This window comes from Azotobacter salinestris (assembly GCF_009363155.1).
Taxonomy (GTDB): domain Bacteria; phylum Pseudomonadota; class Gammaproteobacteria; order Pseudomonadales; family Pseudomonadaceae; genus Azotobacter; species Azotobacter salinestris.
This window is the reverse complement of the sequence record NZ_CP045302.1, coordinates 3,269,929-3,293,796: the sequence shown is the minus strand read 5'-3', so window position 1 is coordinate 3,293,796 and position 23,868 is coordinate 3,269,929. Positions and strand designations below refer to the sequence as shown.

Below are 23,868 nucleotides of genomic sequence, written 5' to 3'. Positions count from 1 at the left end.
AATCGCCAGCGGCGCCTTTCCCGACGATACGACACCATGCACGGACCCGATGCCAGCAACCTGCTCGACAGCCTGGATGCACTGACCCAGGCCGCCCTGCTGCAGGGTTTCCACCGGCGCCAGTTGGTCGAGGGCGAACTGCTCGGCAGCCCGAACGGCAAGCGCGACAGCGTGTTCATCGTGCACAGCGGGCGCATCCGGGTGTTCCTCGCCTTCGAGGACAAGGAATACACCCTCACCTTCCTCGAAGCCGGGGGCATCTACAGCACCCACAGCCAGGCCTATGTCCAGGCCGTGCGCCCGAGCGAGGTGCTGATGGGCGACACCGCGCAGATGACGGCCACCCTCCGCTCGCTGCCGACTGCCGTGCCGGCGATCATCCGCGTGCTCGGCGGCACCCTCGACAACTGCATGCGCATCATCGAGGACCTGGCCTTTCGCGACGTCGAGGGCCGCCTGGCGCGCTTCCTCGACGGCATGCTGACGCGCAAGGGCCGCCCCCATCAGGACAGCCTGCGCCTGGAGTTGGACCTCAACACCGAGGACATCGCCCGGCTGCTCGGCACCACCCGCCAGACCGTCTCCTCCCTGCTCAACCGGATGGCCCGCGAGGGCATTCTCAGCCGTGCCGGCAACGGCGTCTTCGACATCCACGACGTCGAACGCCTGCGCGCCCGCAGCCAGGTGTCCGCTGGCTGACAGACAGCCCCCAGTGCAGTTTCTAGCATGATCGCTCCAGATACCTGTCCAGCTTCGGCTTGCCGGAGGAGCGCTCATGACCACGACCACCTATCGCAGCATCTGCGGCGAAGAATCCCTGCCCTACATCGACTGCGACCACTGCATCCGCACCCTCTACGCACGGATCCAGCACTACCTGCAGCAGGACCAGGGCGACTGCCCGATCTGCAGCTATTTCCGCGAAAAGATCGGCTCGCGTGACGGCAGCGAGAGCGACGCCCGCCTGCTGCTGCACGCCCAGGTGAACGTCGTCTACGAACTCTTCGCCCGCCACGGCGACCAGGAGGCCCTGGCCATGCTGGAGCGGGTCGAGGACGACTGCTGCTGATCGCGCCGCGAAACCGGTTCGCAATGAATGCGGGGTTTTCCGCTCCGTCGCTTGGCGCGGGCGGAAAGCCGCCGCTATAATCCGCCGGCCTTCTGGGGGCCTGTAGCTCAGTCGGTTAGAGCAGAGGACTCATAATCCTTTGGTCCAGGGTTCGAGTCCCTGCGGGCCCACCACTCCTATTATTCAGCGGGTATGCGACCAACCCCTGCCTTCCCAGACCAGCTTCTCCAGCGCCGGTCCCGATCGCTCGTCGAACCTATCCCTCCCCTCGCCAAGGCCGGATACATGGATGACTGCGGCCCTCCGATACCCGCCTTTCCAAACACCCCGCCCACGAGCCTCTAGACTACCAATGACCGACCGGCGCAACCGGCAGGCATCCAGTCAATCGGCAAGGCGGAACACGCGGATGACCCACTCCAGACAAGGCTCCTGGCTTCAATGGCGGCTGGCCACGCTCCTGATCGTGTCGTGGCTCCTGGCGGGCTGCGGCATCAACGACATTCCCACCTACGACGAGCAGGTGAAGGCGGCCTGGGGGCAGGTGGAGAACCAGTACCAGCGACGCGCCGATCTGATCCCCAATCTGGTGGAAACGGTCAGGGCCTATGCGCAGCACGAACGGGAGACCCTGACCGCGGTGATCGAGGCGCGGGCCAGGGCCACCTCCATCCAGGTGGATGCCGGCACGCTGGACGATCCACAGAAGCTGCAGCAGTACCAGCAGGCACAGGACCAGTTGAGCGGCGCGCTGAGCCGGCTGATGGTGGTGTCGGAGCGCTATCCCGAGCTGAAGGCCAACCAGAATTTCCTCGCCCTGCAGTCCCAGCTGGAAGGCACCGAAAACCGCATCGCGGTGGCGCGCCGCGACTTCATCGCCGCGGTGGAGCGCTACAACACCGAGATCCGTACCTTCCCCGGGCGCATCTGGCACAGTCTGCTCTACCGCGACATGCCGGTGCGCGAAAGCTTCGAGGCCACCAGCCAGGGCGCGGAACAGGTACCGCAAGTGCAATTTCGATGAGGCCGGCGCACCGGCTGCTCCAGGGCCTGCTGCTCTGCGCCTGGGTCCTGGTCACCCAGGCCCAGGAGGCCGGCTACCCGGTGCTAACCGGGCGGGTGGTCGATCGTGCCGAGTTGCTCGATGCCGCGACCGAGAGCCGCCTGACTCAGATGCTGGCCGCCCATGAGCAGGCCACCGGCGACCAGTTGGTGGTGGTCACCGTGCCGGATCTGGCGGGGAGTAATATCGAAGAGTTCGGCGTCGAGCTGGGCCGCCACTGGGGCATCGGCCAGAAAGGCAGGGACAACGGCGCGCTGCTGATCGTCGCGCGCGACGAGCGGCAGGTCCGCATCGAGGTCGGCTACGGGCTGGAAGAGCGCCTGACCGATGCCCAGTCGGCGCTGATCATCCACAACATCATCGTCCCGGCCTTCCGGCAGGGCGACTTTGCCCGCGGCGTCACCGAGGGCGTGACGGCGATGCTCTGGGTACTGGGTGGCAAGCCCCTGCAGGGCGAACAGGGGCTGATCCCCGACGACCGGCAGGCGGAGGAGCCGTCGCCGATAGTCCTGCTCGTGATGCTGGCGATCATCCTGCTGCTGGTTCGCGGCGGGCGCGGGCGCAGCGCCCTGTTGGCCGGCGCCCTGCTCGGCGGACTGCGCCATGGCGGTGGCGGCTTTGGCGGGCGCGGCGGCGGCTTCGGCGGCGGCGGCGCCTCCGGTGGCTGGTAGGGATGCTAATCGATGACATTGCTGAGCGAAAACGAGCAGCGGCAGGTCGCCGCGGCGATCGAACGGATCGAGCGGGAAACGGATGCCGAACTGGTGACGGTGCTGGCGGCACGGGCCGACGACTACACCTATATCTCCCTGCTCTGGGCCGGGCTGCTGGCCCTGCTGCTGCCCGGCTCGCTGAACCTGATCGGCGGCTGGCTCAATGCGGGACAGCTGCTGCTGGCGCAGTGGGCGACCTTCATCCTGGCCAGCCTGCTGTTCCGCCTGCCCGCCATCACCACCCGGCTGGTCCCGCGGTCGATCCGCCACTGGCGCGCCGGCAACCTGGCCCGGCGGCAATTCATCGAACTCGGCCTGCATCACACCGAAGCGCAAAGCGGCATGCTGATCTTCGTCGCCGAAGCCGAGCGCTATGTGGAGATCCTGGTCGATCGGGGGATCTCCAGCCGCCTGGACGACGCCACCTGGCAGGCCATCGTCGACACCTTCACCGCCCAGGTGAGACGCGGCGAGACGCTGCAGGGCTTCCTCTCCTGCATCGAGGCCTGCGGTGCGCTGCTCAAGGAACACCTGCCCGCCACCCACGAACGCAACGAGCTGCCCAACCGCCTGGTGATCCTGTCGTAGGAGAGCACCATGCACCGGCCTGTCCGCCTGGCTACCTTCAGGCAGAAAGGCCAAAGCGAACGGAACAGGCGCACTTTCCGCGCTCCGCGAGTCAAACCAGCAATGCCCCATGCGGAGACAGACCATGCTGCGCCTCACTCGCCTGCTCATCGGTACCCCTCTCCTGCTCCTCCTCGGCAGCTGCGGCGACACCGCCAAGTTGCCGGTCAGCGAAGGCTACGGGCCGCAACCGAAGCTGCCCGAGCCGAAGTCGACCCTGATCCCCACGGTGCACATCGCCAAGGCGGTCGGCTGGCCGCATGACGAGATGCCCATCGCCGCCGAGGGCTTGCTGGTGAAGGCCTTCGCCAGAGGCCTGGACCACCCGCGCACGCTGCTGACCCTGCCCAACGGCGACGTGCTGGTCGCCGAGACCAACACACCGCCCAAGCCCGATGACGACAAGGGCGTCCGCGGCTGGGTGATGAAGAAGGCGATGGCCCGCGCCGGTGCCGGTGTGCCCAGCGCCAACCGCATCAGCCTGCTGCGCGACGGGGACGGCGACGGGTTCGCGGAAATCCGCACGATACTGCTGGAGAACCTCAACTCGCCGTTCGGCATGGCGCTGGTCGGCGACCAGCTCTATGTCGCCAACACCGACGCCATCGTCCGCTTCCCCTACCGGGAAGGCGCCACCGAGATCGACACTCCCGGAGTGAAAGTGGCCGACCTGCCGGCCGGAACGCGCAACCATCACTGGACCAAGGACCTGATCGCCAGCCGCGACGGCAGCAAGCTCTACGTCACCGTGGGCTCCAACAGCAACGTCGCCGAGCACGGTATGGAAGCGGAGGAGAACCGCGCCGCCATCCTCGAGGTCGATCCGGCCAGCGGCGCCACCCGCCTGTTCGCCTCCGGCCTGCGCAACCCCAACGGCCTGGCCTGGCAGCCGCAAAGCGGCGCGCTCTGGGTCGCGGTCAACGAGCGCGACGAGATCGGCAGCGACCTGGTACCGGACTACATGACCTCGGTCCGGGACGGCGGCTTCTACGGCTGGCCCTACAGCTACTTCGGCCAGCACGTCGACGAGCGCGTCAAGCCGCCGCGCCCGGATCTGGTGACCAAGGCCCTGGTGCCGGATTACGCCCTCGGCGCGCACACCGCCTCCCTGGGCCTGACCTTCTACGAGGGCGAGCTGCTGCCGCCGCGCTACCGCAACGGCGCCTTCGTCGGCCAGCACGGCTCCTGGAACCGCAAGCCGCGCAGCGGCTACAAGGTGATCTTCGTGCCCTTCGACGACCAAGGCCGCCCCGTCGGGCCGCCGGAAGACATCCTCACCGGATTCGTCGACGAGGAGAAGGACGAGGCCTACGGCCGGCCGGTCGGCGTGACGGTCGACAAGGCGGGCGCGCTGCTGGTGGCCGACGATGTGGGGAATGTCGTGTGGCGGATTACGCCGGCGCCCTGAGCGGGCTCGGGAGCCCGGCGCCGGAAGCGCGCCGGGCGGAAAATCCTGGTCAGCCGAGTTTTTTCAGCAGCTCTTCGAGCTTTTCCGGAATCTGGCTCAGGCCATGGCGGGCCGCCTGCTTGCGGATCTCGACCCGGTCGCCGTCGAAGCGCACCGTTTCGCTGACCACGGCCAGTTGCTCGCCCCGCATCAGGGCATAGGCATAGCACTGGGTGCCGCCCGGATCCTCCTCGGAATCGTCGGCCACCCCGGTATTGGCCACCGCCAGATCGGCACGGCTGGCCTTGAGCGCACCGATCGCCATTTCCGTGGCCACCTCCTCGCTGGTCAGGCCAAAGCGCTCGATGGTGGCGAAATCGACACCGAGCAGCCCGTGCTTGGCCTGCGGCGAATAGACGATGAAGCCGCAGTCCAGCACCTGGCCGCAACCGGGCTCGTTCGCCAGCAGCGAGGCCATGAGTCCGCAGGTACAGGACTCGGCGGTGCTCAGCTTCAACTTGCGCTCCTCGAGAAAGGTCACCAGCTTGCCGATGTCTTCCATGTTCGTCCTCCACAGGAAATGCCGGAGAACGCCGCTCCGGCACCGGCGCCGCAGCGCTCGTCAGGGTGCCGGGAGGCGGCGGGAAATCGCCCGGCATGGGGCCGGCCCGCTGGCCCGGCATGCGCCGGACCAGGGGCACGGCCTCGGCCGCTCCCCTCAGTGATGGGTCTTGCCGGAGCCGAGGTCGGCGCCGGTGAGCGGGTCGGCGGAGGGGTTCGACATGGTGCGCGAAGCCATCTGCTTCCAGACCTGCACGTCCTTGTCGGGAAGGGTCACGGTGGCCATGCCGTCGCCGCCGTCGACCGCCGGCTGCGGCGTCTCGACGAACTGCCATTCGGCGCCCTGGTTCCACGGCCCGCGCACGTCGTCCGCGCCCTGGGACATGTTGAAGTAGGTGTTGGTGAACTCGGGCATGCCCGCCAGCTTCCCTTGCGGGAAGTTGGGCTGCATCGAATGCAGTGCCTTCTCGAACGACTTCTGGTGGGCCAGCTCGCGGGTCATCAGGAACTTGAGCGCATCCTGGATGCCGGGATCGTCGGTGACGTTGATCAGCCGCTCGTAGATGATCTTGGCGCGGGCCTCGGCCGCGATGTTCGAGCGCAGGTCGGCCGTGGGCTCGCCGATGGTGTCGATGTAGGCCGCGTTCCAGGGCACCCCGCCCGAGTTGGTCAGGGCCGGTCCGCCGCCGTACAGCAGGGAGGTGATGTGGGAGTCGTTGCCGCCACCGGTCAGCGAGCGGTACAGCTCGGCCTCCTGCTCGACGCCCTCGGCCAGTTGCCCCTTGGCCCCCTTGTTCAGCATGCCGACGATCGAGCCGATGATCTCCAGGTGGCTGAGCTCCTCGGTCGCGATGTCCATCAGCAGATCCTTGCGGCCGGCATCGTCTTCGGCCAGGCCCTGGGTGAAGTAGCGCATCGCCGCCGCGAGTTCGCCTTGTGGCCCGCCAAACTGCTCCAGCAGCAGATTCGCAAGACCAGGATTCGGTGCCGCAACCCGGACGGTGTATTGAAGACGCTTGTTGTGGACAAACATAAATCCTCCTCACACGGTTGGTCGCAATCTCCTGTTCCATTGCTCCCGGTGTCTTGGGGTTTCGTCGAAGCGAGTGGCACGAATGCCCCCGTTCAGGGAGGTAGAGGGGCACCCGCCGCGAATAGTTCAGGAAAAATGCCCAGTGGTAGGGGTGCGCCGAGTTCGCGCACAGCTCTGGCGACCAGTCCGCGGCAGAAGGACTCGATCCGGATGCCGCCGGGCATGCCCGCCGCCTTGCGCCCCTCCGTGCGGATCAGCCTGACGGCTCGGCAAGCCGGTATCCAGGGGTCCCGCCTGCCCGCCAGATATCCTCTCGCCGCGGCCCCGGAACTCGCCGGGCCGAAAGCCGGTCGGTACTTCGAGGCTGCCGGAGGCTTTCCGCTCCGGGCGAGACAAGCGCCCCGCCGGCCCTGCACAGGAGACTGCCATGGCCGACACCCCTCCCACCGTGGTGATCTGCGGCGCCACCGCCGGTGTCGGCCGCGCTACTGCCCAGGCCTTTGCCCAGGCCGGCTACCGGGTCGCGCTGATCGCCCGGGGCGAACGGGGGCTGGCCGACACCCAGGCCGAGCTGCAGGCGACCGGCGCCCAGGTCCTGGCGATCGCCGCCGACGTCGCCGACGCCGAGGCCATCGAGCAGGCGGCCGCCCGGGTGGAGGCCGAGCTGGGCGCGATCGACGTCTGGGTCAACTCGGCGATGGCCACCGTCTTCGGCCCGGTCAGCCGGCTGAGCGCGGCGGAGTTCCGCCGCGTCACCGAGGTGACCTACCTGGGCTTCGTGCACGGCACCCTGGCGGCCCTGCGCCACATGCGACCGCGCGATCGCGGCACCATCGTCCAGGTGGGCTCGGCGCTGGCCTACCGGGCCATTCCGCTGCAGTCGGCCTACTGTGCGGCGAAGTTCGCCATCCGCGGCTTCACCGACGCCCTGCGCTGCGAACTCATCCACGACGGCAGCCGGATCCGCCTGACCATGGTCCAGCTGCCGGCCCACAACACCCCCCAGTTCGACTGGGCGCGCAACAAGATGGACAAGCGCCCGCAGCCGGTGCCGCCGATCCACCGGCCGGAGGTGGCCGCACGCGCCATCCTGCGGGCGGCCGACGAGGCGCCGCGCGAACTCTGGCTGGGGCGCGCCACCCTGCAGGCCATTCTCGGCAACATGCTCGTACCCGGCCTGCTCGACCGCATGCTGGCCAGGAAGGCCTACGAGGGGCAGCTGACCCCGGAGGACGAGGATCCGAGCCGCGCGGACAACCTCTTCCAGCCGGTCGAGGGCCTGCACCGCACCGCAGGCCGCTTCGCCGACCGCGCCCGGGACGAGGCGCTGGCCGTCGGTTCGGGACAGGCCAGGGCCATGCTTGCCGCCACCGTGGCGGCGCTGGCCCTGATCGTCATTGCAGTCACCGCCGGGCTGGCCGGTTGAAACGACGTCACCTGCGCTTGAAACAGGATGGCAGACCGATCCGAACGCCTGAATGCCGAATGCGGCCCCCTTGTACGCGCCCGCACCGGCTCGGGCGCGGTCCGGCAATTGCCCAACGAGCCGCTGCCGACGAGGTGCTGCGCCATGAGAGCCCAGATCTTCAAGCAGCTGGAGCGCATGCGCTCCAGCTTCTGGTTCCTCCCGATCGTCATGGCCAGCGGGACGGCTGCCCTGGCCGCCCTGACCATCGCCCTCGACGAGGCGGGAACCTTCCAGTCGCTGCGGGCCTGGGGCTGGACCTTCACCGGCGGAGCGGAGGGGGCGAGCGCCGTGCTGGGAACCCTCGCCGGCTCCATGATCACCATCGTCGGCGTGGTGTTCTCGATGACCCTGGTCACCCTCTCGCTGGCCTCGTCGCAGTACGGGCCCCGACTGCTGCGCAATTTCATGCGCGACACCGCCTACCAGGTGGTGCTCGGCACCTTCGTCTCCACCTTCCTGTATTGCCTGCTCGTCCTGCGCACCATCCGCCGCGTGGAGGACGCCTCCTTCGTCCCGCACCTGTCGGTCACCCTCGGCGTACTGTTCGCGATCATGAGCCTGGGGGTGCTGATCTACTTCATCCACCATGTGTCCGTCTCCATCCAGGCCGACCAGATCGTGGCGCGGATCGCTGCGGAGCTGAGCGAAGAGATCGACCACTTCTTTCCGGACCAGATCGGCCGGGGCGGACCACGGACGCCGCACGCGCCTCCCGCTGCCCGGTTCCTCGAGGCGCTCGAGCGGGAGGCTCGGCCGGTCGACGCGACCAGGGACGGCTACCTCCAGTTCATCGATGCGGACGCTCTGATGGAGCTGGCCACCGAGGAGGACATCGTGCTGCGGCTGGAGCTGCGGCCAGGACGCTATGTCGTCGCGGGCCGGCCCCTAGTACGGGTCTGGCCCGGCAACCGGACGGTCGACCGGCTCAGGAAGCGGGTCGATGCCGCGTTCGTCCTCGGCAGCCAGCGGACGCCCGGGCAGGACATCGAATTCGCCATCGACCAGTTGGTCGAGATCGCCGTGCGGGCCCTTTCTCCGGGCATAAACGACCCGTTCACCGCGATCACCTGCGTGGATCGCCTGGGCTCGTCGCTGTGTCGCGTAGTTCGGCGCGAAATGCCGTCGCCCTACCGTCATGACGACAAGGGGCAGCCCCGGGTGGTTGCATCCGCCGTCACCTTCCCGGAGATCGCGGACGCGGCTTTCAGCCAGATTCGTCACCATGCCCGCTCCAGCGCCGCGGTGACCGTTCGCCTGCTGGAGACGATCGGCGTGATCGCGGAGTTCGCCTGCCGCCCGGAGGATCGCGCCACGCTTCGGCAGCATGCCGAGAGCATCGCCCACGGCGCTTGCCAGGGCATGCTCGAAAACGACGAGCGCCGGCTCGTGGAGGCACGTTACCAGGCGGCGATCCTGTTGCTCGGCGAGCCGGCAGGCGTCTGGAACGCCGGCAGGCAGCCCCCTTGAACATGGCGGCATGCAAAGGAGGTCACCCATGGAGCGGATGTTTTTCGAGGACTGGTTCGGACTGCTGCGCATCCTGATCGTCGGAGTCCTGGCCTACATCGCCCTAGTCTGCCTGTTGCGGCTATCCGGCAAGCGGACCCTGTCCAAGATGAACGCCTTCGACCTGGTGGTGACGGTCGCCCTGGGCTCGACCCTGGCCACCGTCCTGCTCAACAGGAGCATCGCACTGGCCGAGGGAGCCCTGGCCTTCGCCTTGCTGACAGGACTGCAGTTCGCCATAACCTGGTCCAGCGTCAGGGCGCGCTGGGTGCGCCGGATCGTCAAGGCAGAGCCGCAGTTGCTGCTGCACGACGGGCAGTTCCTGAAGGGCGCCCTGCGGCGCACCCGGGTCACCGAGGAGGAAATCCTGGCGGCAGTGCGTGGTGCCGGGATGTCCGGCCTGGAAGATGTCCGGGCCGTCGTCCTGGAGACGGATGGCTCGTTCAGCGTGATCCGGCAAGGCAAGCAGGCCGGCATCTCGACGCTGGCGAATGTGGTGCAGCCGTCCGAGGACGGGGCTGTCTGACAGAGGCCACGCCATGCCCGCTGGCGTACTGCCGCGTTGCGGCAGTGCGTCTTGCTGGCTTTTCTGGCTTTTGGCTTTCCTGGTCTCGTCCGCAGAAAGGCTGGTGATGGTTTCGGCCTTGAACTTCCGCTCGCCGAAGAAGGTCTTGTCCATCCGACCGGTCACACTGATGCGCTCGCCCACCTCGATCTGCTGGCAGCCCTCCTTGTCCAGAGGGTTTTCGCCTGAATCGGTGTCCGGGATCAGTCGAGCACTCACTTCCGGCAACTCCCTATCGACCTGCACGGCGACCCGCTCAGAAAGCCTGGGACTCTGCTTCGGAAAGGCCCTGCCGTGCTCGCCGCTGCCGTGCCGGTAGCCGGCGGATCAGGGCGCCCGTCTCCTCCTCTAGACGGCGAACCGGTTCCAGTGCACGCCGTCGCGCAGGGCCAGTGCCGCATTGATCAGACCCACATGGGAAAAGGCCTGGGGGACGTTGCCGAGCTGCTCGCCGCTGTGCGGATCGATTTCCTCGGCATAGAGTCCGTGCTCGCCCCGCAGCTCGAGCAGCCGCTCGAAGAGCGCCTCGGCCTCCTCCAGCTGCCCGTTCTGCACCAGGGCCTCGACCAGCCAGAAGCTGCAGATGACAAAGGCACCTTCCCCACTGGCCAGTCCGTCGTCCGTGCCGGTCTGGTAGCGGCGAACGAAGGTGCCTCGTGCGTCGGCGCCCAGGCTCTGGCGGATGCGCGATACGGTGTTGCCGAACAGCTCGCTGTTCCCCTCGACGAAACCGTTTCGCGCCAGCAGCAGCAGGCTGGCATCCAGCCTTTCTTCGCCGTAGGCCTGCACGAAGTGTCGGCCATCCCGGCTGATGCCCAGGCGCATCACCTCCCGCCGGATCCGTTCGCTCTCGCGGCTCCAGCGCTCGCCGTCGCCGGCCAGGTCGTGCCGGCGCTGCAGCCACAAGGCCCGCTGCAGCCCGACCCAGGCCATGGCCTTGGAATGCACGTAATGCCGCGGCGCGCTGCGCATTTCCCAGATGCCCTGGCCGGGCTCGCGCCAATGTGCGGCGATGAAGTCCGCGGCGCTGCGCAGATGGAGCCAGTGCGCCTGCATCGCATCGTCGGCCATGCTGTCGCAGATATGCACGCATTCCAGCAACTCGCCGTAGATGTCGAGCTGGAACTGGTTCCGCGCGGCATTGCCGACACGGACCGGACGCGAACCCCGGTAGCCGGAAATCCCGGGAATGTTCTCCTCCTCCCGGGCAAAGCCGCCTTCCACGTCGTACAGCACCTGCAGGGGCATGCCATGGCGCAGCATGGTCTGCTGCATCCACTCGGCCCAGCGGTGCGCTTCCTGCCGGCAGCCCAGGCGGAACAGGGCACTCAGGGTCATGCCGGCATCGCGGAACCAGGTGTAGCGGTAATCCCAGTTGCGCTCGCCGCCGATGGCCTCGGGAAGCGAAGTGGAGCCCGCCGCCACCACCGCGCCGGTCGGCTCGTGGATCAGCAGCTTCAGGGTGATGGCGCTGCGTACGACGTCCTGCCGATAGCGCCCGGACCACTGCAGCGATGCGCTCCAGGCGCGCCAGGCGGCGGTCGTGGCCTCGATGCGCGCGACGATGGACGAAGCGGACAATGGCCGTGCCGGCAGGCTGCCCGCGAGACAGGTGCCCAGGCAGAACACTGCGCGCTCGCCGGCATGCACGGACAGGCGCCCGGTCCATTCCCGCCCGTTCCCGCGCAGGGCGCAGGCGGACTGGAACCACAGGCGCCGGCCGCCGGCTTCCAGTTCCAGCGCATCGGCCGAGCCGCTCACGGGGCAGGAGGCGCGACCGAAATCTGGCCGGGGTACGAAGGCCACCTCGAACTCGATGCCCCCGGACAGCCCCTCCACCAGCCACAGCAGGCACTGCCGGTCGGGCGGCCCCGGCCACTCCATGCACAGGCTGGCGCGTGCGCCTCCGTTCGCCCCTTGCCACTCATAGCGAAAGACGGCGGTCTCCTCCAGATAGCCCGCCCGAGCACGCTCGGCTGCCAGCGGGGCGATGCGCAGGCAGCCTCCCTGCTGGCGGTCCAGCAGCGGCCAGACCAGCGGCGGCGCATCGAAACGCCCGGGGCAGAACCACTCGACATTGCCGTCGGGGCCCAGCAGCGCCAGCGAACGACCGTCCCCCAGCGCAGCCAGGGAGCCGATCGGCGGAAAGGCCGATGCAACAGGATCGATCGGAGGCGACGACTCCGGTGCATTCGCTTCTGGGGTTGCCAAGCTCTTCCTCCACCGCATTGCCGGTTCCCCTTCGGCACACAGCGCCGAAAGCATCGCTTGCATGCAAGGCGTATGAAGTACGAGTCCTTTCGGCAATCGGTGTTCCGCCTGGCAGCGGAGGGACACGCCTGGAGATCATCGGCGACCTCAGCGAAGGCGGCAGGTGATGGGCCTCGATGATCCTGCCTTCGCAGAGGATCACCGCCCGCTCGATGACGTTCTCCAGTTCGCGCACGTTGCCCGGCCAGTGGTAGCACATCAGCATGCTCAGGGCCCGCGCGGCGATGTCGGCGCCGCGCTCGCGCAGCGGCGGCACGGTGATGGGGAAGACGTCGAGCCGGTAATAGAGATCCTCGCGGAAGCGGCCCTGCTCTACCATGCCTCGCAGGTCGTGGTTGGTGGCGGCGAGGATGCGCAGGTCGATCTGGTGGGTGAGGTTACCGCCGACCCGTTCGAAGCTCTTCTCCTGGAGCACCCGCAGCAGCTTGGCCTGCATGGCCAGGGACAGCTCGCCGACCTCGTCGAGAAAGATGGTGCCGCCGTCGGCCATCTCGAAACGCCCGCGCCGCTGGTTGGCCGCCCCGGTGAAGGCGCCGCCAGTCGTCGTGCCTCCCGGGGCGGCATCCGCGAAGGACACGGCAAGCTCCGCTCCACGCGCCAGCCTCGCTGATCCGGCCAAGGCCAGGTGTGCGGATGCAAACGAAAGGCCGGCCGCTGGTGTAACGGCTGGAGCCCCCGAGCTGGCGCCACGAGGGGAAAGACATGACGGGCGCCTGCGCCCGGTCTTCAGCAGCCCGCGCGGCGACGCCGGCATGCTCTTTCCCAGGACATTCGGGAACTGGCGCCGTCCACAGAAGGCCATGCAGCCGGGCGAGATCTGAGGGAATCGAGTCGGCGCCGGGCAAGCGGTGCAACTGATCGGGCGGGAGATGACGAACCGGTACGCTTTGCACATAATAAGAATTATTATCATTAGTATCGAAAACCGGATCCTCGTCGTGGACACAGGCAACCTCGATCGTCACAGCGTGCTGCACAGCCTCTACCTGGATCACCGCCTCTGGCTCAACGGCTGGCTCAGGCACCGGCTCGGCTGCCGGCACAGCGCCGACGACCTGACCCAGGACGCCTTCGTGCAGGTCATGGGCTCCCGCGACCTGCTGCGCCTCGAACAGCCGCGGGCCTTCCTGACCACCATCGCCAAGCGGCTGCTGTTCAACCACTACCGCCGCCAGGACATCGAGCGCGCCTACCTCGAGGCCCTGGCCGCGCTTCCCGCCGCGGAGCAGCCGAGCGAGGAGGTCCGCGCCATCGCCATGGAAACCCTGCTGGAGCTGGCGCGGCTGCTCGAAGACCTGCCGCGGCCGGTCCGCCAGGCATTCCTCTACGCCCAGCTCGACGGCCTGCCCCATGCCGAGATCGCCGAGCGCCTCGGCATCTCCCTCGCCACGGTCAAGCGCTACATCGCCAAGGCGGCGCAGCGCTGCTACTTCGCCGAGCTGTACGAATGAAGGCGCCGGTCTCCGAGCGGGTCGCCCAGGAGGCGGTGCGCTGGCTGGTCGAGCTGCAGGATGGCGCCGACGAGCAAGTGCGCCGCGACTGGCAGCGCTGGCGCGAAGCCGACCCCGAGCACGAGCGCGCCTGGCAGCGCATCGAGAGCGTCAACCGGCGCCTGCGCGGCCTGCCGCCCGCAGCGGCACGGGCCGCCGTGGAAGGTGCGCCGCTGCACGGCCGCCGCCAGGTGCTGCGGATGCTCGGCCTGGCCGCGGTCGCCGCGCCCGCCCTCTGGCTGGCCGGCCGCCAGACGCCGACCTGGCTGGCCGACTACCGCACGGCCGTGGGCGAGCGCTGCGACATCGACCTGGCCGACGGCAGCCGGCTGAGCCTGAACACCGACAGTGCGGTGAACCTGTACCGGGGCTCGCGCGGGCTCGAACTGCTGCGCGGCGAGATCCAGCTCGAGGTCGCGCCCGGCGCCACGCCCTTTGCCGTCACCACCGCCCAAGGCTCGCTGCTCGCCGGGCCGGCCCGCTTCAACCTGCGCCAGTACGCCGACCACTGCCGGCTCGGCGTGCTCGACGGCACGGTGCAGGTCCGCTGCGCCGGGCGCCCGGACCTGCAGGCGACGCTCGCCGCCGGCCAGCAGATCCGCTTCGAGCGCCTCTGGCTCGGCAGGCCGCAGCCGCTGGACACCGCCATCTCCGCCTGGCGCAGCGGCATGCTGGTGGCCCACGACATGCGCCTGGCGGACTTTCTCGACGAACTCGCCCGCTATCACCAGGGCTGGCTCGGCTGCGATCCTCAGGTCGCCGACCTGCGCCTGTCCGGCACCTATCCCCTGCGCGACAGCCTGGCGATCCTCGCCATGCTCGAGGTCGCCCTGCCGGTCAGGGTCAGCCAGCGCACCCGCTGGTGGATCAGCGTCCAGCCCCGCCACGGCTGAGCCCGGAAAATTTTTCGCCCGGGCTGAGCCGTTTCGCCGTCTCGCGTGACAAGGGAGGTAGAGACCACCTTTTCAGGAATGCCAGATGTCCGTCATTTCGCGCCTCCGCTCGCCGCTTCTCCCCCACGCCCTGCTCCTGGGCGGCGCCATCGCCTGCGCCGCCCTGCCCGTCCAGGCCCGGTCCGCCACCGACGCGCCGGCCGTCACGGCCCGCCAGTCCTTCGCCATCCCGGCCGGCCCGCTGGCCGAGGCGCTGAACCGGTTCGGCGAGCAGGCCGGGTTGCTGATCGTCTTTACCCCTGAGCTGACCGAGGGCCGCCGGAGTCCGGGTCTGCAGGGCGAATACAGCCCGCGCGAGGGCCTCGAGCGGCTGCTCGCCGGCAGCGGCCTGCAGGCGGTCGCCCAAGGCGGAGGCTTCAGCCTTCAGCCGGTCGAGACGCCGTCCGCATCCGCCAGGGACGTTTCCGACCTGGGCGCCGACATGGTGGTCGGCGACTGGCTGGGCGCCGGCGACGAGCAGGACGTGTTCAACCATCCGGGGGCGCGCGATGTGATCCGCCGCGAGCAGTTCGAGCGCTTCGGCGCCAGCAGCACGCGGGAGGTGCTGAACCGCATACCCGGGGTCAACGCCCCGGAGAACAACGGCACCGGCAGCCACGACATGGCGCTGAACTTCGGCATCCGCGGCCTCAACCCGCGCCTGGCCAGCCGCTCCACGGTGCTGATGGACGGCATCCCGGTGCCCTTCGCCCCCTACGGTCAGCCGCAACTGTCGATGGCGGCCGTGTCCATGGGCAACATGGATGCGGTAGACGTGGTGCGCGGCGGCGGCGCGGTCCGCTACGGTCCGCAGAACGTGGGCGGCATCGTCAACTTCGTGACCCGGGCGATCCCCGAGGACTTCAGCCTCAAGGGCGGCATCCAGACCGAAGTCAGCCCCGACTCCAGCCAGGATGCCTGGAAGCGGACCGGCAACCTGCTGCTCGGCGGCACCGGCGACAACGGGCTGGGTGGCGTGTTGCTCTACTCCGGGGTGCGCGGCAGCGACTACCGGGAACACAGCGACACCCGCATCGACGACCTGATCCTCAAGGCCCGCTACGAGTTGAACGACGCCCACAGCCTGCACGGCATCGTCCAGTACTACGACGGCGAGGCACAGATGCCCGGCGGTCTGAGCAAGGCCGATTTCGACGACAACCCCTACCAGTCCAGCCGTCCGGTCGACGAGTTCTGGGGCCGGCGCACCCTGGTGGGGCTGGGCTACGACTACGGCGAGGGTGCCCGCAAGTTCTCGGTGAACGGCTTCTTCACCCGGACCCTGCGCAGCGGCTACCTGGACCAGGGCAGCTTCGTTTCCCTGTCGCCGCGCTACTACTGGGTACGCGGCATCGAAACCCGCTTCACCCAGGGCTTCGCCCTGGGCGAGAGCTGGCACGAGGTCGGCATCGGCCACCGCTTCATCAGCGAGGCCTCCCACGAGATGCGCTACCGGGAGGCGCAGGACAGCGGCCTGCCCGACACCGGCAGCCGCAACGACCGCGACACCCGCGGCTACACCCACGCCAACGCCTTCTTCATCGACGACCGCATCGACATCGGCCGCTGGACCATCACCCCTGGCCTGCGCCTGGAACGCATCCGCTCGGAGCAGACCAACAAGCTCACCGGGGAGAAATACGATGCGGACTACAATACCTCGCTGCCGGCGCTGAACGTGCTGTACCGCCTGACCGACAGCCTCAACCTGTACTTCAACACCGAGGAGTCCTTCGGCTCGATCCAGTACAGCCAGATGCCCAACCGTGCCAAGGTGGGCGAGATCGAACCGGAAAAGGCCCGCACCTGGGAGGTCGGCGCCCGCTACGACGACGGCGTGCTGAAGGCCGAGCTGGGCGCCTTCCTGATCGACTTCGACAACCAGTACGACAGCAACCAGACCAACGACAACATCATCGCCCGCGGGGAAACCCGCCACACCGGCTTCGAGGGCAGCCTGGCCTACACGCTGGCGGACCTGCATCCGGCACTCGCCGGCTTCGACGTCTACGCCACCTACGCCTACGTCGACGCGACCATCCGCGAATCCGGGCCCAACCAGGGCAACCGCGTGCCCTTCTCCTCCAAGCACAAGGGCACCTTCGGCCTGGGCTACTCGCGCAACGGGCTGCGCCTGGACCTGGACAGCACCTTCCAGTCCAGCCAGTACGCCAACAACGAAAACACCGTCGAGGAAAGCCTCGACGGCAGCACCGGGCGGATTCCCGGCCACGTCATCTGGAGCGCCCGCGCGGCCTACGACTTCGGCCCCCAGGCCTCCGACCTCAAGGTGGCGCTGGGGGTGAAGAACCTGTTCGACACCGAGTACTTCACCCGCTCCTACGACGACAACAACAAGGGCAAGAACCTCGGCCAGCCGCGGACGGTATACCTGCAGACCTCGATGGGCTTCTGAGCGGCGCCCGGCCCGCTTGCGGGAAGGCGCCGGGGACGAGAGGAATCAGGAGCCGGCGGCGTCACCTGCGTCGGTGGCGCTGGCCGGAACGCTGCCGCTGTCGATGCCGGTCCCGCTCGCGGAGCCGGTGCCCGTGGCGCCTGTACCGCCGACACCCGCAGCGCTGCCGGTCGCAGTGCCGGTAACGGTGCCGGGAGCAGTGCCGGGCGCGAAGCCGTTCACGCCCCAGACACCGGCCAGGTTCTGCATCAGCGGGCCGGCCACGCCCTGGTTGCCGAGGAACTGCAGCAGGATGGGTGCGAACTGGCCGGCCAGGCCGGCATCCATGCCCATGGCGGAGAAGGCCTGGTTGACGTCCTGCATGTTCTGCACGTTGCCCAGCAGCTCGCCGGTCTCCTCCAGCTGGGCGGACTGCTCGGCGGTCGGCTCGGCGGACTTGCCGAGCAGGCCACCAAGACTGCCGCCAAGCCCGCCACCGAGACCGCCGAGTCCACCGCCCAGCTTGCCCAGAGCGCCGAGGGAGCCAAGCTGGCTCAGCGCGTTGTTGCCGGTGAGGTGCTCGATGCCGGGAACCGACTCGGTCAGCTGCGCATAGTCACTGCCCTTGAGCTGGCTGTGTGCCAGCGCCAGCAGGGCGCCGGTGCCACCCAGCATCTGCAGCGGCGTGATCGGCAGCGCGCTCAGGGCCTGGACCAGACCGAGCACCTGCGAAGTCCTGCCGTCGGCGGCGGCCTCGTCGCTCTGCCCGCCCTTGAGGGCGGAGTACGCCTGGGCGGCGGCGTTCAGGTCGAAGGCGAAGGCCGGGACGCTCGCCACGCTGAGCAGGGCGACCAGGGCAATGGAGGGGGACGCTTTCATCGGGTGGAACCTCTCGACTCGGGATGCAGGCGCCAGCCGCCCGGCCGCACCAGGGCCGGGCAGGTGGCAGAAATGGGCAGGGTGGTTCGTGGGCCGGACATGGCAGGCGGCGCGGTCAGTCGTGCATGCGACGGCCTGCAGGCACTGCGGCGGCATTTCTGTGACAACCCACTCGGACACAGCCTCCGGGATGGGATGAGGGATCGATGGCGACCCTATGGTCGGCCATTGCCGCCCCGCCTGCAACAGTTCGCCGTCGAGCGGGCGCAGCGGCCGATTCAGCCTGGTTTAAGCGTGGCTACCTAGAGTGAAGCCATCGACAGCCGACACCCCAGGAGAGCCCTCATGAAAACCCTCACCGCCCTCTTCGCCACCGCCCTGCTCGCCGCCGGCGCCGGCCTGGCCCAGGCCGACGATATCGGTCCGGACAAGGCCATGGAGCTGCTCAAGGCCGGCACCATCCAGCCGTTCGAGAAGCTCAATGCCGCAGCACAGGCCAGGCACCCGGGCTCGAGCATCGGCGAGACCGAGCTGGAGGAGGAATACGGCCGCCACATCTACCAGGTCGAGCTGCGCGACGCCCAGGGCGTGAAGTGGGACGTGCACTTGGACGCCGCCAACGGTCAGGTGCTGAAGGATCATCAGGACGACTGAGTGACCGGATGAGCGCCTGAAACCGTACCCGTCCCTGCAGGACAAGAGCGCCGCCCGGCCAGGGGCGTGCCTGAGCGTGACGGGCACGGGCTCGCCTCGAGCGGACGCGCGGGCCAGCCTCCGCTAACGGATATCGCTCGCCGAGCTGCCCACCGCGGCCGGCAGCAGACTTATGGTCGTACAACAGCAATCACAGCAGTGATCCGCACCGCTGCAAACCAGGCGTACAGACCTTATAAATCAAGCATGAATTTTAAAAACATTTCGCAGCGCCGGCATGCCGGGCGTAACTTCTATACGAACGACTCAAGTGATAGTATGTCATATCTCTACAGCAAGGTACGATTCCGAGCCGTTTTTTCCAATTCGTGAAGAGGGACGCGAGATGATAAAAAGAACAATGCTGTTGGCAGCCGCTTTCTATTCGGTAGTGCTTGTAATCCCGACCGCCAGCGCGGCTGACGAGACTGCTGCCATCGAGGCGGCAGCGGAGCAGTTGCGTGCGCTGATGGTGGACCCGGACAAGGCTAAGCTGGAGGCCCTGATCGCCCCGGAATTGAGCTATGGCCACTCCAGCGGCAGGATCGACACCAAGGAGCGCTTCGTCGACGACCTGATGAGCGGCACCTCCGATTTCCTGTCCATCGCCATCAGCGAGCAGAGCGTGCAGGCCGTGGGCGACACGGCGATCGTCCGCCATACGCTTACCGGCGACACGCACAACAAGGGCAAGGACCCGGCCAGGGTCAGTCTGAAAATCCTGCAGATCTGGCAGCACAAGGGCAGCGAATGGCAACTGCTGGCCCGTCAGGCGGTTCCCCTCTAACCGCCTCCCAGGGGGAAGCCACCGAACACCCGGCTTCGGGGTTTTCCCCTGTGCCCTCGGGCTGCCTGCCGATCCCATGATCGGCGCAGGATGCCTTGAACAGCCTCGCAGGCGCTCACCGCCTGCATGCATTGCCGCGCGATGTGCCAGCGCCGCCCCTCGGGCGATGCCGTAGCGTGTCGGGCTCAAGCAGGTGAACGGCTCATGAAGCTACTGGAACGCTCTTCGGGGACGAACCCACAAAAGCCCCATGGGTGAAAAGCACCGGCGCCTGGGGTATACCTGCACATTCCCGCAGAGACCAAGGAGCTCGCCCATGCAGGTCGCAGACGCCATCCGCTCGCGCAAATCGGCTCGCCGTTTCCGTCCCGATCCCGTTCCCCGCGCCCAGGTCGAGCGTATCCTGGAGCTGGCGGCGCAGGCGCCGAGCGGCGCCAACACCCAGCCGTGGAAGGTCCGCGCGCTGGCCGGCGCGGCCCGCGACGCATTGTGCCGGGCAGTGAGCGCGGCAGCCGAGCGGGAGCCGCAGCGGCATCATGCCGAGTACGGCTACTACCCCGATCCCTGGTTCGAGCCCTATCTGGAGCGCCGGCGGACCATGGGCTTCAGCCTCTACGACGCGCTCGGCATCGCTCGCGGCGACCGGGCGGCGCGGGAGCGGCAGGCGCTGCGCAACTTCCAGTTCTTCGACGCGCCGGTCGGCCTGCTGATTTCCATGGACCGGCGGATGAACACCGGCAGCTTCCTCGATATGGGCATGTTCATCCAGAACCTGATGCTGGCGGCCCGCGATGAAGGGCTGCACAGCTGTCCCCAGGGGGTCTTCGCCGACTATCACCAGGTGGTGCGCGAGCTGGGGCTGCTCGGCGAGGAAGAGATCCTGCTCTGCGCCGTGGCGCTCGGCTACGAGGACCCGGAAGCGCCGGAAAACGGCCTGGTCACCGAGCGGGTGCCGGTGACGGAATTCACCACCTTCCATGGCTTCGAGGAGCCGACCGGCAGCTGAGCGCCGCCGGCCCCATCGGCTTCACTCGCGGTAGTCGTCCAGCGGCACGCAGGCGCAGAACAGGTTGCGGTCGCCGTAGACGTTGTCCACCCGGTTCACCGTCGGCCAGTACTTGTGGGCGCGGGTGTGGGCGGTCGGCGTCACCGCTTCCTCGCGGCTGTAGGGACGCTGCCAGTCGCCGAGCACGTCGGCCAGGGTGTGCGGGGCGTGCTTGAGCGGATTGTCCTCGGCCGGCCAGTCGCCGGCCTGGACCTTGGCGATCTCCGCGCGGATGCTCAGCATGGCCTCGACGAAGCGGTCCAGCTCGTGCAGCGACTCGCTCTCGGTGGGCTCGATCATCAGGGTGCCGGGCACCGGGAAGGACATGGTCGGCGCGTGGAAGCCGTAGTCCATCAGGCGCTTGGCGACGTCCTCCTCGGTGATCCCGGTTTCCGCCTTGAGCGGACGCAGGTCGAGGATGCACTCGTGGGCGACCCGGCCGTTGCGGCCGCTGTACAGCACTGGGAAGGCGCCGCCCAGGCGGTGCGCCAGGTAGTTGGCGTTGAGGATCGCCACCTCGGTGGCGTCCCTCAGCTGAGGGCCCATCATGGCGATGTACATCCAGCTGATCGGCAGGATGCTGGCGCTGCCCCAGGGCGCCGCGCTGACCGCGCCGTTGTCCGGGTTGGGGCCATCCAGCGGCACCACCGGGTGATTGGCGACGAAAGGTGCCAGGTGCGCCCTGACGCCGATCGGCCCCATGCCCGGCCCGCCGCCGCCGTGGGGGATGCAGAAGGTCTTGTGCAGGTTCATGTGCGAGACGTCGGCGCCGATGTCCGCCGGCCGCGCCAGGCCGACCTGGGCGTTGAGGTTGGCGCCGTCCATGTAGACCTGACCGCCGTGGCCGTGGATCACCTCGCAGAGCTCCCGCACGCCCTCCTCGTAGACGCCGTGGGTCGAGGGATAGGTGAGCATCAGACAGGACAGCCTGTCGCCGGCCGCCTCGGCCTTGGCCCGGAGGTCGTCGAGATCGACGTTGCCGGAGCGGTCGCAGTCGACGATCACCACCTGCATGCCGACCATCTGCGCCGAGGCCGGGTTGGTGCCGTGAGCCGAGGACGGGATCAGGCAGACGTTGCGCTGCCCCTCGCCGCGACTCAGGTGGTAGCTGTGGATCGCCAGAAGGCCGGCGTATTCGCCCTGGGCGCCGGAGTTGGGCTGCATGCAGATGGCGTCGAAGCCGGTGATGGCGCACAGCCAGGCCTCCAGCTCATCGATCATCAGCCGATAGCCCTCGGCCTGCTCGCGCGGGGCGAAGGGATGCAGGCTGGCGAACTCCGGCCAGGTGACGGGCATCATCTCGCTGGTGGCGTTGAGCTTCATGGTGCAGGAGCCGAGCGGGATCATCGCCTGGTTGAGCGCCAGGTCCTTGTTCTCCAGCTGCTTGAGGTAGCGCAGCATCTCGGTTTCGCTGTGGTGGCGGTTGAACACCGGATGCTGCAGGTAGGCCGAGGTGCGCTGCAGGGCGGAGGGAATGCCCGAGGCGGCGGCATCGTCCAGTGCGGCGAGGTCGAGACCGTGGTCGGCGCCGAGGAAGATCGCCAACAGCCGTTCGACGGTCTCGACCGTGCAGGTCTCGTCCAGGCTGACGCCGAGCCGGCCGCGGCCGAGGATGCGCAGGTTGATCCGCGCCTCCTTCGCGCTCTCGATGATCGCCGTCTGGGCGCCGCCGACCTCCAGGGTCAGGGTGTCGAAGAAGTGCCGGTTGAGGCGCTCGATCCCGCGCTGCGCCAGGCCCTCGGCGAGGATAGCGGTCAGCCGATGGACGCGCTCGGCGATGCGCCTGAGCCCCTGGGGGCCGTGGTAGACGGCGTAGAAGCCGGCCATGTTGGCGAGCAGCACCTGCGAGGTGCAGATGTTCGAGTTGGCCTTCTCGCGGCGGATGTGCTGCTCGCGGGTCTGCAGGGCCATGCGCAGGGCGGTGTTGCCGCGGGCGTCCCTGGACACGCCGATGATCCGTCCGGGCATGGCGCGCTTGAACTCGTCGCGGGTGGCGAAGTAGGCCGCGTGCGGGCCGCCGTAGCCCATCGGCACGCCGAAGCGCTGCGCCGAGCCGAGCACCACGTCGGCGCCCAGTTCGCCGGGCGGGGTCAGCACCAGCAGGGCGAGCAGGTCGGCGGCGACGCAGGCCAGCGCCTGCTGTGCGTGCAGTTGCTCGATCAGCGGCCGCAGGTCGCGGATCTCGCCGTGGGTGTCGGGATACTGCAGCAGGGCGCCGAACACCGCGTGCTCGGAAAGGTTCTCCACGGCATCCACCACCACCTCGAAGCCGAAGCCGGCGGCGCGGGTGCGCACCACCGAGATGGTCTGCGGGTGGCAGTTCTCGTCGACGAAGAAGCGGTTGCTCCTGCTCCTGGCCACGCGACGGGCCATGGCCATGGCTTCGGCGGCGGCGCTGGCCTCGTCGAGCAGCGAGGCGCTGGCCAGGTCGAGGCCGGTGAGGTCGATGGTCAGTTGCTGGAAGTTCAGCAGCGCCTCCAGCCGGCCCTGGGCGATCTCCGGCTGGTAAGGGGTGTAGGCGGTGTACCAGCCGGGGTTCTCCAGCACGTTGCGCAGGATCACCGGCGGGGTGACGGTGCCGTGGTAGCCCATGCCGATCAGGCTGGTCCACAGCTCGTTGCGTTCGGCATAGCCTTTGAGCTTCGCCAGGGCGCCCGGCTCGTCCAGCGCCGCCGGCAGCTCCAGGGCGCGGTTCAGGCGGATCGCCGGCGGCACCGTCTGCTCGATCAGCTGGTCGCGGCTGGCCAGGTCGAGGCTGGCGAGCATGGCGCGCTGCTCGGCCTCGTCGGGACCGAGGTGGCGCTGCAGGAAGGCGTCGGGCTGCTGGAGTTGGGCGAGACTGGGAGTCTGGGACATGGCGGCTCTCGGCTGAAAGGACGAAGCCCCGACGGGCGAGGCTTCAGAAGGGAATGGCTCGGCTTCCGGCGCCCGCAGGCACCGGAAACAGGCGGCGATCAGGCCCCGGCGGCGCAGGCGGCTTCGTAGCCGGCCGCGTCGAGCAGCTTGTCCAGATCGCCGGCGTCGCTGGGCTTGAGCTTGAAGAACCAACTGCCGTAGGGATCGCTGTTGACCAGCTCGGGGCTGTCGGTCAGGGCTTCGTTGATCGCGACGACTTCGCCGGCGATCGGCGCGTAGATATCGGAGGCGGCCTTCACCGATTCCACCACCCCGGCTTCCTGTTCGGCGGTCAGCTGCTTGCCGACTTCCGGCAGCTCGACGAACACCACGTCGCCCAGGGCTTCCTGGGCGTGGTCGGAAATGCCCACGGTGACGGTGCCGTCCGCTTCCAGTCGGGCCCATTCGTGGCTGGCTGTGTAACGCAGATCGGCGGGGATATTGCTCATGTCGTGTCCTCGGGTTGGGGGCGAAAGGGCTCGCCCGGAA

Annotated in this window: 22 protein-coding genes, 1 tRNA gene and 1 pseudogene; 17 read left to right on the top strand and 7 right to left on the bottom strand. The window is 68.3% G+C overall.

Going from position 1 to position 23,868, the window contains the following annotated elements; translation table 11 throughout:
- Window positions 1-36 precede the first annotated feature (36 nt).
- The 7 genes from GCU53_RS15270 (at window position 37) to GCU53_RS15240 (ending at window position 4,880) form a co-directional block, all read left to right on the top strand.
- Window positions 37-699, top strand: a complete 663-nt coding sequence (locus tag GCU53_RS15270; RefSeq protein ID WP_152388368.1) for a Crp/Fnr family transcriptional regulator — start codon at window positions 37-39, stop codon at window positions 697-699.
- Window positions 700-775: 76 nt separating this feature from the next.
- Window positions 776-1,069 carry a N(2)-fixation sustaining protein CowN gene (gene cowN / locus GCU53_RS15265; RefSeq protein ID WP_152388367.1) on the top strand — a complete coding sequence of 98 codons (294 nt, stop codon included), beginning with the start codon at window positions 776-778 and terminating at the stop codon, window positions 1,067-1,069.
- A gap of 96 nt (window positions 1,070-1,165) precedes the next feature.
- Window positions 1,166-1,242: transfer RNA gene (locus GCU53_RS15260), tRNA-Ile, on the top strand.
- A 236-nt stretch (window positions 1,243-1,478) separates the two neighbouring features.
- Entirely contained in the window at window positions 1,479-2,093 is a 615-nt protein-coding gene (locus GCU53_RS15255; RefSeq protein WP_152388366.1) for a LemA family protein, read from the top strand.
- Window positions 2,090-2,803 carry a TPM domain-containing protein gene (locus GCU53_RS15250; RefSeq protein WP_152388365.1) on the top strand — a complete coding sequence of 238 codons (714 nt, stop codon included), beginning with the start codon at window positions 2,090-2,092 and terminating at the stop codon, window positions 2,801-2,803. Before GCU53_RS15255 ends, GCU53_RS15250 begins: the two co-directional genes overlap by 4 nt.
- Window positions 2,804-2,815: 12 nt before the next feature.
- Window positions 2,816-3,433, top strand: a complete 618-nt coding sequence (locus tag GCU53_RS15245; protein ID WP_152388364.1) for a TPM domain-containing protein — start codon at window positions 2,816-2,818, stop codon at window positions 3,431-3,433.
- A 124-nt stretch (window positions 3,434-3,557) separates the two neighbouring features.
- On the top strand, window positions 3,558-4,880 hold the full coding sequence (locus GCU53_RS15240) for a PQQ-dependent sugar dehydrogenase (RefSeq protein WP_152388363.1): 1,323 nt from the start codon (window positions 3,558-3,560) through the stop codon (window positions 4,878-4,880).
- A gap of 49 nt (window positions 4,881-4,929) precedes the next feature.
- Here GCU53_RS15240 and GCU53_RS15235 read toward each other — a convergent pair whose 3' ends face one another.
- A complete protein-coding gene (locus GCU53_RS15235; RefSeq protein ID WP_152388362.1) occupies window positions 4,930-5,421 on the bottom strand; it encodes a CinA family protein in 492 nt (163 codons plus the stop codon).
- 156 nt (window positions 5,422-5,577) lie between these two features.
- Window positions 5,578-6,453 carry a manganese catalase family protein gene (locus GCU53_RS15230; protein ID WP_152388361.1) on the bottom strand — a complete coding sequence of 292 codons (876 nt, stop codon included), beginning with the start codon at window positions 6,451-6,453 and terminating at the stop codon, window positions 5,578-5,580.
- Window positions 6,454-6,880: 427 nt separating this feature from the next.
- On the opposite strand from GCU53_RS15230, the gene GCU53_RS15225 reads away from it, so the two are divergent.
- The 4 genes from GCU53_RS15225 (at window position 6,881) to GCU53_RS25530 (ending at window position 10,181) form a co-directional block, all read left to right on the top strand.
- Window positions 6,881-7,879, top strand: coding sequence for an SDR family oxidoreductase (locus GCU53_RS15225; RefSeq protein WP_152388360.1), 999 nt, complete (start codon window positions 6,881-6,883; stop codon window positions 7,877-7,879).
- Between the two features lie 144 nt (window positions 7,880-8,023).
- Entirely contained in the window at window positions 8,024-9,388 is a 1,365-nt protein-coding gene (locus GCU53_RS15220; RefSeq protein WP_152388359.1) for a DUF2254 domain-containing protein, read from the top strand.
- Between the two features lie 28 nt (window positions 9,389-9,416).
- Window positions 9,417-9,953 (top strand): DUF421 domain-containing protein, encoded by a 537-nt coding sequence (locus GCU53_RS15215; RefSeq protein ID WP_167520078.1) that lies wholly within the window; start codon window positions 9,417-9,419, stop codon window positions 9,951-9,953.
- A 51-nt stretch (window positions 9,954-10,004) separates the two neighbouring features.
- Window positions 10,005-10,181 carry a hypothetical protein gene (locus tag GCU53_RS25530; RefSeq protein ID WP_167520077.1) on the top strand — a complete coding sequence of 59 codons (177 nt, stop codon included), beginning with the start codon at window positions 10,005-10,007 and terminating at the stop codon, window positions 10,179-10,181.
- Window positions 10,182-10,340: 159 nt separating this feature from the next.
- Here GCU53_RS25530 and GCU53_RS15210 read toward each other — a convergent pair whose 3' ends face one another.
- The gene (locus GCU53_RS15210) at window positions 10,341-12,203 is read right to left on the bottom strand and encodes a glycoside hydrolase family 15 protein (RefSeq protein ID WP_167520076.1); all 1,863 of its coding nucleotides are present in this window, start codon (window positions 12,201-12,203) and stop codon (window positions 10,341-10,343) included.
- 103 nt (window positions 12,204-12,306) lie between these two features.
- Window positions 12,307-12,798: pseudogene (locus GCU53_RS15205) on the bottom strand (sigma 54-interacting transcriptional regulator); the annotation flags it as partial.
- Window positions 12,799-13,231: 433 nt separating this feature from the next.
- Between GCU53_RS15205 and GCU53_RS15195 the strand changes: the two are divergent.
- The 3 genes from GCU53_RS15195 (at window position 13,232) to fecA (ending at window position 17,101) form a co-directional block, all read left to right on the top strand.
- Window positions 13,232-13,714 (top strand): sigma-70 family RNA polymerase sigma factor, encoded by a 483-nt coding sequence (locus GCU53_RS15195; RefSeq protein ID WP_152389922.1) that lies wholly within the window; start codon window positions 13,232-13,234, stop codon window positions 13,712-13,714.
- Window positions 13,711-14,646, top strand: a complete 936-nt coding sequence (locus GCU53_RS15190; RefSeq protein WP_152388356.1) for a FecR domain-containing protein — start codon at window positions 13,711-13,713, stop codon at window positions 14,644-14,646. The genes GCU53_RS15195 and GCU53_RS15190 overlap by 4 nt, the downstream gene beginning before the upstream one ends.
- Window positions 14,647-14,731: 85 nt before the next feature.
- Window positions 14,732-17,101, top strand: coding sequence for a TonB-dependent Fe(3+) dicitrate receptor FecA (gene fecA / locus GCU53_RS15185; RefSeq protein WP_152388355.1), 2,370 nt, complete (start codon window positions 14,732-14,734; stop codon window positions 17,099-17,101).
- Between the two features lie 45 nt (window positions 17,102-17,146).
- On the opposite strand, the gene GCU53_RS15180 is transcribed toward fecA, so the two are convergent.
- A complete protein-coding gene (locus GCU53_RS15180) occupies window positions 17,147-17,959 on the bottom strand; it encodes a DUF2780 domain-containing protein (protein ID WP_152388354.1) in 813 nt (270 codons plus the stop codon).
- 345 nt (window positions 17,960-18,304) lie between these two features.
- Between GCU53_RS15180 and GCU53_RS15175 the strand changes: the two genes are divergently transcribed.
- The 3 genes from GCU53_RS15175 to GCU53_RS15165 all read left to right on the top strand — a co-directional run bounded on the left by GCU53_RS15175 (window position 18,305) and on the right by GCU53_RS15165 (window position 20,445).
- A complete protein-coding gene (locus GCU53_RS15175) occupies window positions 18,305-18,613 on the top strand; it encodes a PepSY domain-containing protein (RefSeq protein ID WP_152388353.1) in 309 nt (102 codons plus the stop codon).
- Window positions 18,614-19,019: 406 nt separating this feature from the next.
- Window positions 19,020-19,439, top strand: a complete 420-nt coding sequence (locus tag GCU53_RS15170) for a nuclear transport factor 2 family protein (RefSeq protein ID WP_208845273.1) — start codon at window positions 19,020-19,022, stop codon at window positions 19,437-19,439.
- 316 nt (window positions 19,440-19,755) lie between these two features.
- Window positions 19,756-20,445: a nitroreductase gene (locus GCU53_RS15165; protein WP_152388351.1), complete on the top strand. Its 690-nt coding sequence runs from the start codon at window positions 19,756-19,758 to the stop codon at window positions 20,443-20,445.
- A gap of 21 nt (window positions 20,446-20,466) precedes the next feature.
- On the opposite strand, the gene gcvP is transcribed toward GCU53_RS15165, so the two are convergent.
- The gene (gcvP, locus tag GCU53_RS15160) at window positions 20,467-23,340 is read right to left on the bottom strand and encodes an aminomethyl-transferring glycine dehydrogenase (RefSeq protein ID WP_152388350.1); all 2,874 of its coding nucleotides are present in this window, start codon (window positions 23,338-23,340) and stop codon (window positions 20,467-20,469) included.
- A gap of 98 nt (window positions 23,341-23,438) precedes the next feature.
- Entirely contained in the window at window positions 23,439-23,828 is a 390-nt protein-coding gene (gene gcvH, locus GCU53_RS15155) for a glycine cleavage system protein GcvH (protein WP_152388349.1), read from the bottom strand.
- Window positions 23,829-23,868 lie beyond the last annotated feature (40 nt).

Bases quoted from the DNA above. Each gene is read 5' to 3' on its own strand.
- GCU53_RS15215 (WP_167520078.1), top strand. From the start codon at position 9,417: ATGGAGCGGATGTTTTTCGAGGACTGGTTCGGACTGCTGCGCATCCTG.
- GCU53_RS15270 (WP_152388368.1), top strand. From the start codon at position 37: ATGCACGGACCCGATGCCAGCAACCTGCTCGACAGCCTGGATGCACTG.
- GCU53_RS15240 (WP_152388363.1), top strand. From the start codon at position 3,558: ATGCTGCGCCTCACTCGCCTGCTCATCGGTACCCCTCTCCTGCTCCTC.
- GCU53_RS15220 (WP_152388359.1), top strand. From the start codon at position 8,024: ATGAGAGCCCAGATCTTCAAGCAGCTGGAGCGCATGCGCTCCAGCTTC.
- GCU53_RS15230 (WP_152388361.1), bottom strand. From the start codon at position 6,453: ATGTTTGTCCACAACAAGCGTCTTCAATACACCGTCCGGGTTGCGGCA.
- GCU53_RS15235 (WP_152388362.1), bottom strand. From the start codon at position 5,421: ATGGAAGACATCGGCAAGCTGGTGACCTTTCTCGAGGAGCGCAAGTTG.
- GCU53_RS15225 (WP_152388360.1), top strand. From the start codon at position 6,881: ATGGCCGACACCCCTCCCACCGTGGTGATCTGCGGCGCCACCGCCGGT.
- GCU53_RS15250 (WP_152388365.1), top strand. From the start codon at position 2,090: ATGAGGCCGGCGCACCGGCTGCTCCAGGGCCTGCTGCTCTGCGCCTGG.
- GCU53_RS15175 (WP_152388353.1), top strand. From the start codon at position 18,305: ATGAAAACCCTCACCGCCCTCTTCGCCACCGCCCTGCTCGCCGCCGGC.
- gcvP (WP_152388350.1), bottom strand. From the start codon at position 23,340: ATGTCCCAGACTCCCAGTCTCGCCCAACTCCAGCAGCCCGACGCCTTC.
- GCU53_RS15180 (WP_152388354.1), bottom strand. From the start codon at position 17,959: ATGAAAGCGTCCCCCTCCATTGCCCTGGTCGCCCTGCTCAGCGTGGCG.
- fecA (WP_152388355.1), top strand. From the start codon at position 14,732: ATGTCCGTCATTTCGCGCCTCCGCTCGCCGCTTCTCCCCCACGCCCTG.
- cowN (WP_152388367.1), top strand. From the start codon at position 776: ATGACCACGACCACCTATCGCAGCATCTGCGGCGAAGAATCCCTGCCC.
- GCU53_RS15165 (WP_152388351.1), top strand. From the start codon at position 19,756: ATGCAGGTCGCAGACGCCATCCGCTCGCGCAAATCGGCTCGCCGTTTC.
- gcvH (WP_152388349.1), bottom strand. From the start codon at position 23,828: ATGAGCAATATCCCCGCCGATCTGCGTTACACAGCCAGCCACGAATGG.
- GCU53_RS15190 (WP_152388356.1), top strand. From the start codon at position 13,711: ATGAAGGCGCCGGTCTCCGAGCGGGTCGCCCAGGAGGCGGTGCGCTGG.
- GCU53_RS15255 (WP_152388366.1), top strand. From the start codon at position 1,479: ATGACCCACTCCAGACAAGGCTCCTGGCTTCAATGGCGGCTGGCCACG.
- GCU53_RS15245 (WP_152388364.1), top strand. From the start codon at position 2,816: ATGACATTGCTGAGCGAAAACGAGCAGCGGCAGGTCGCCGCGGCGATC.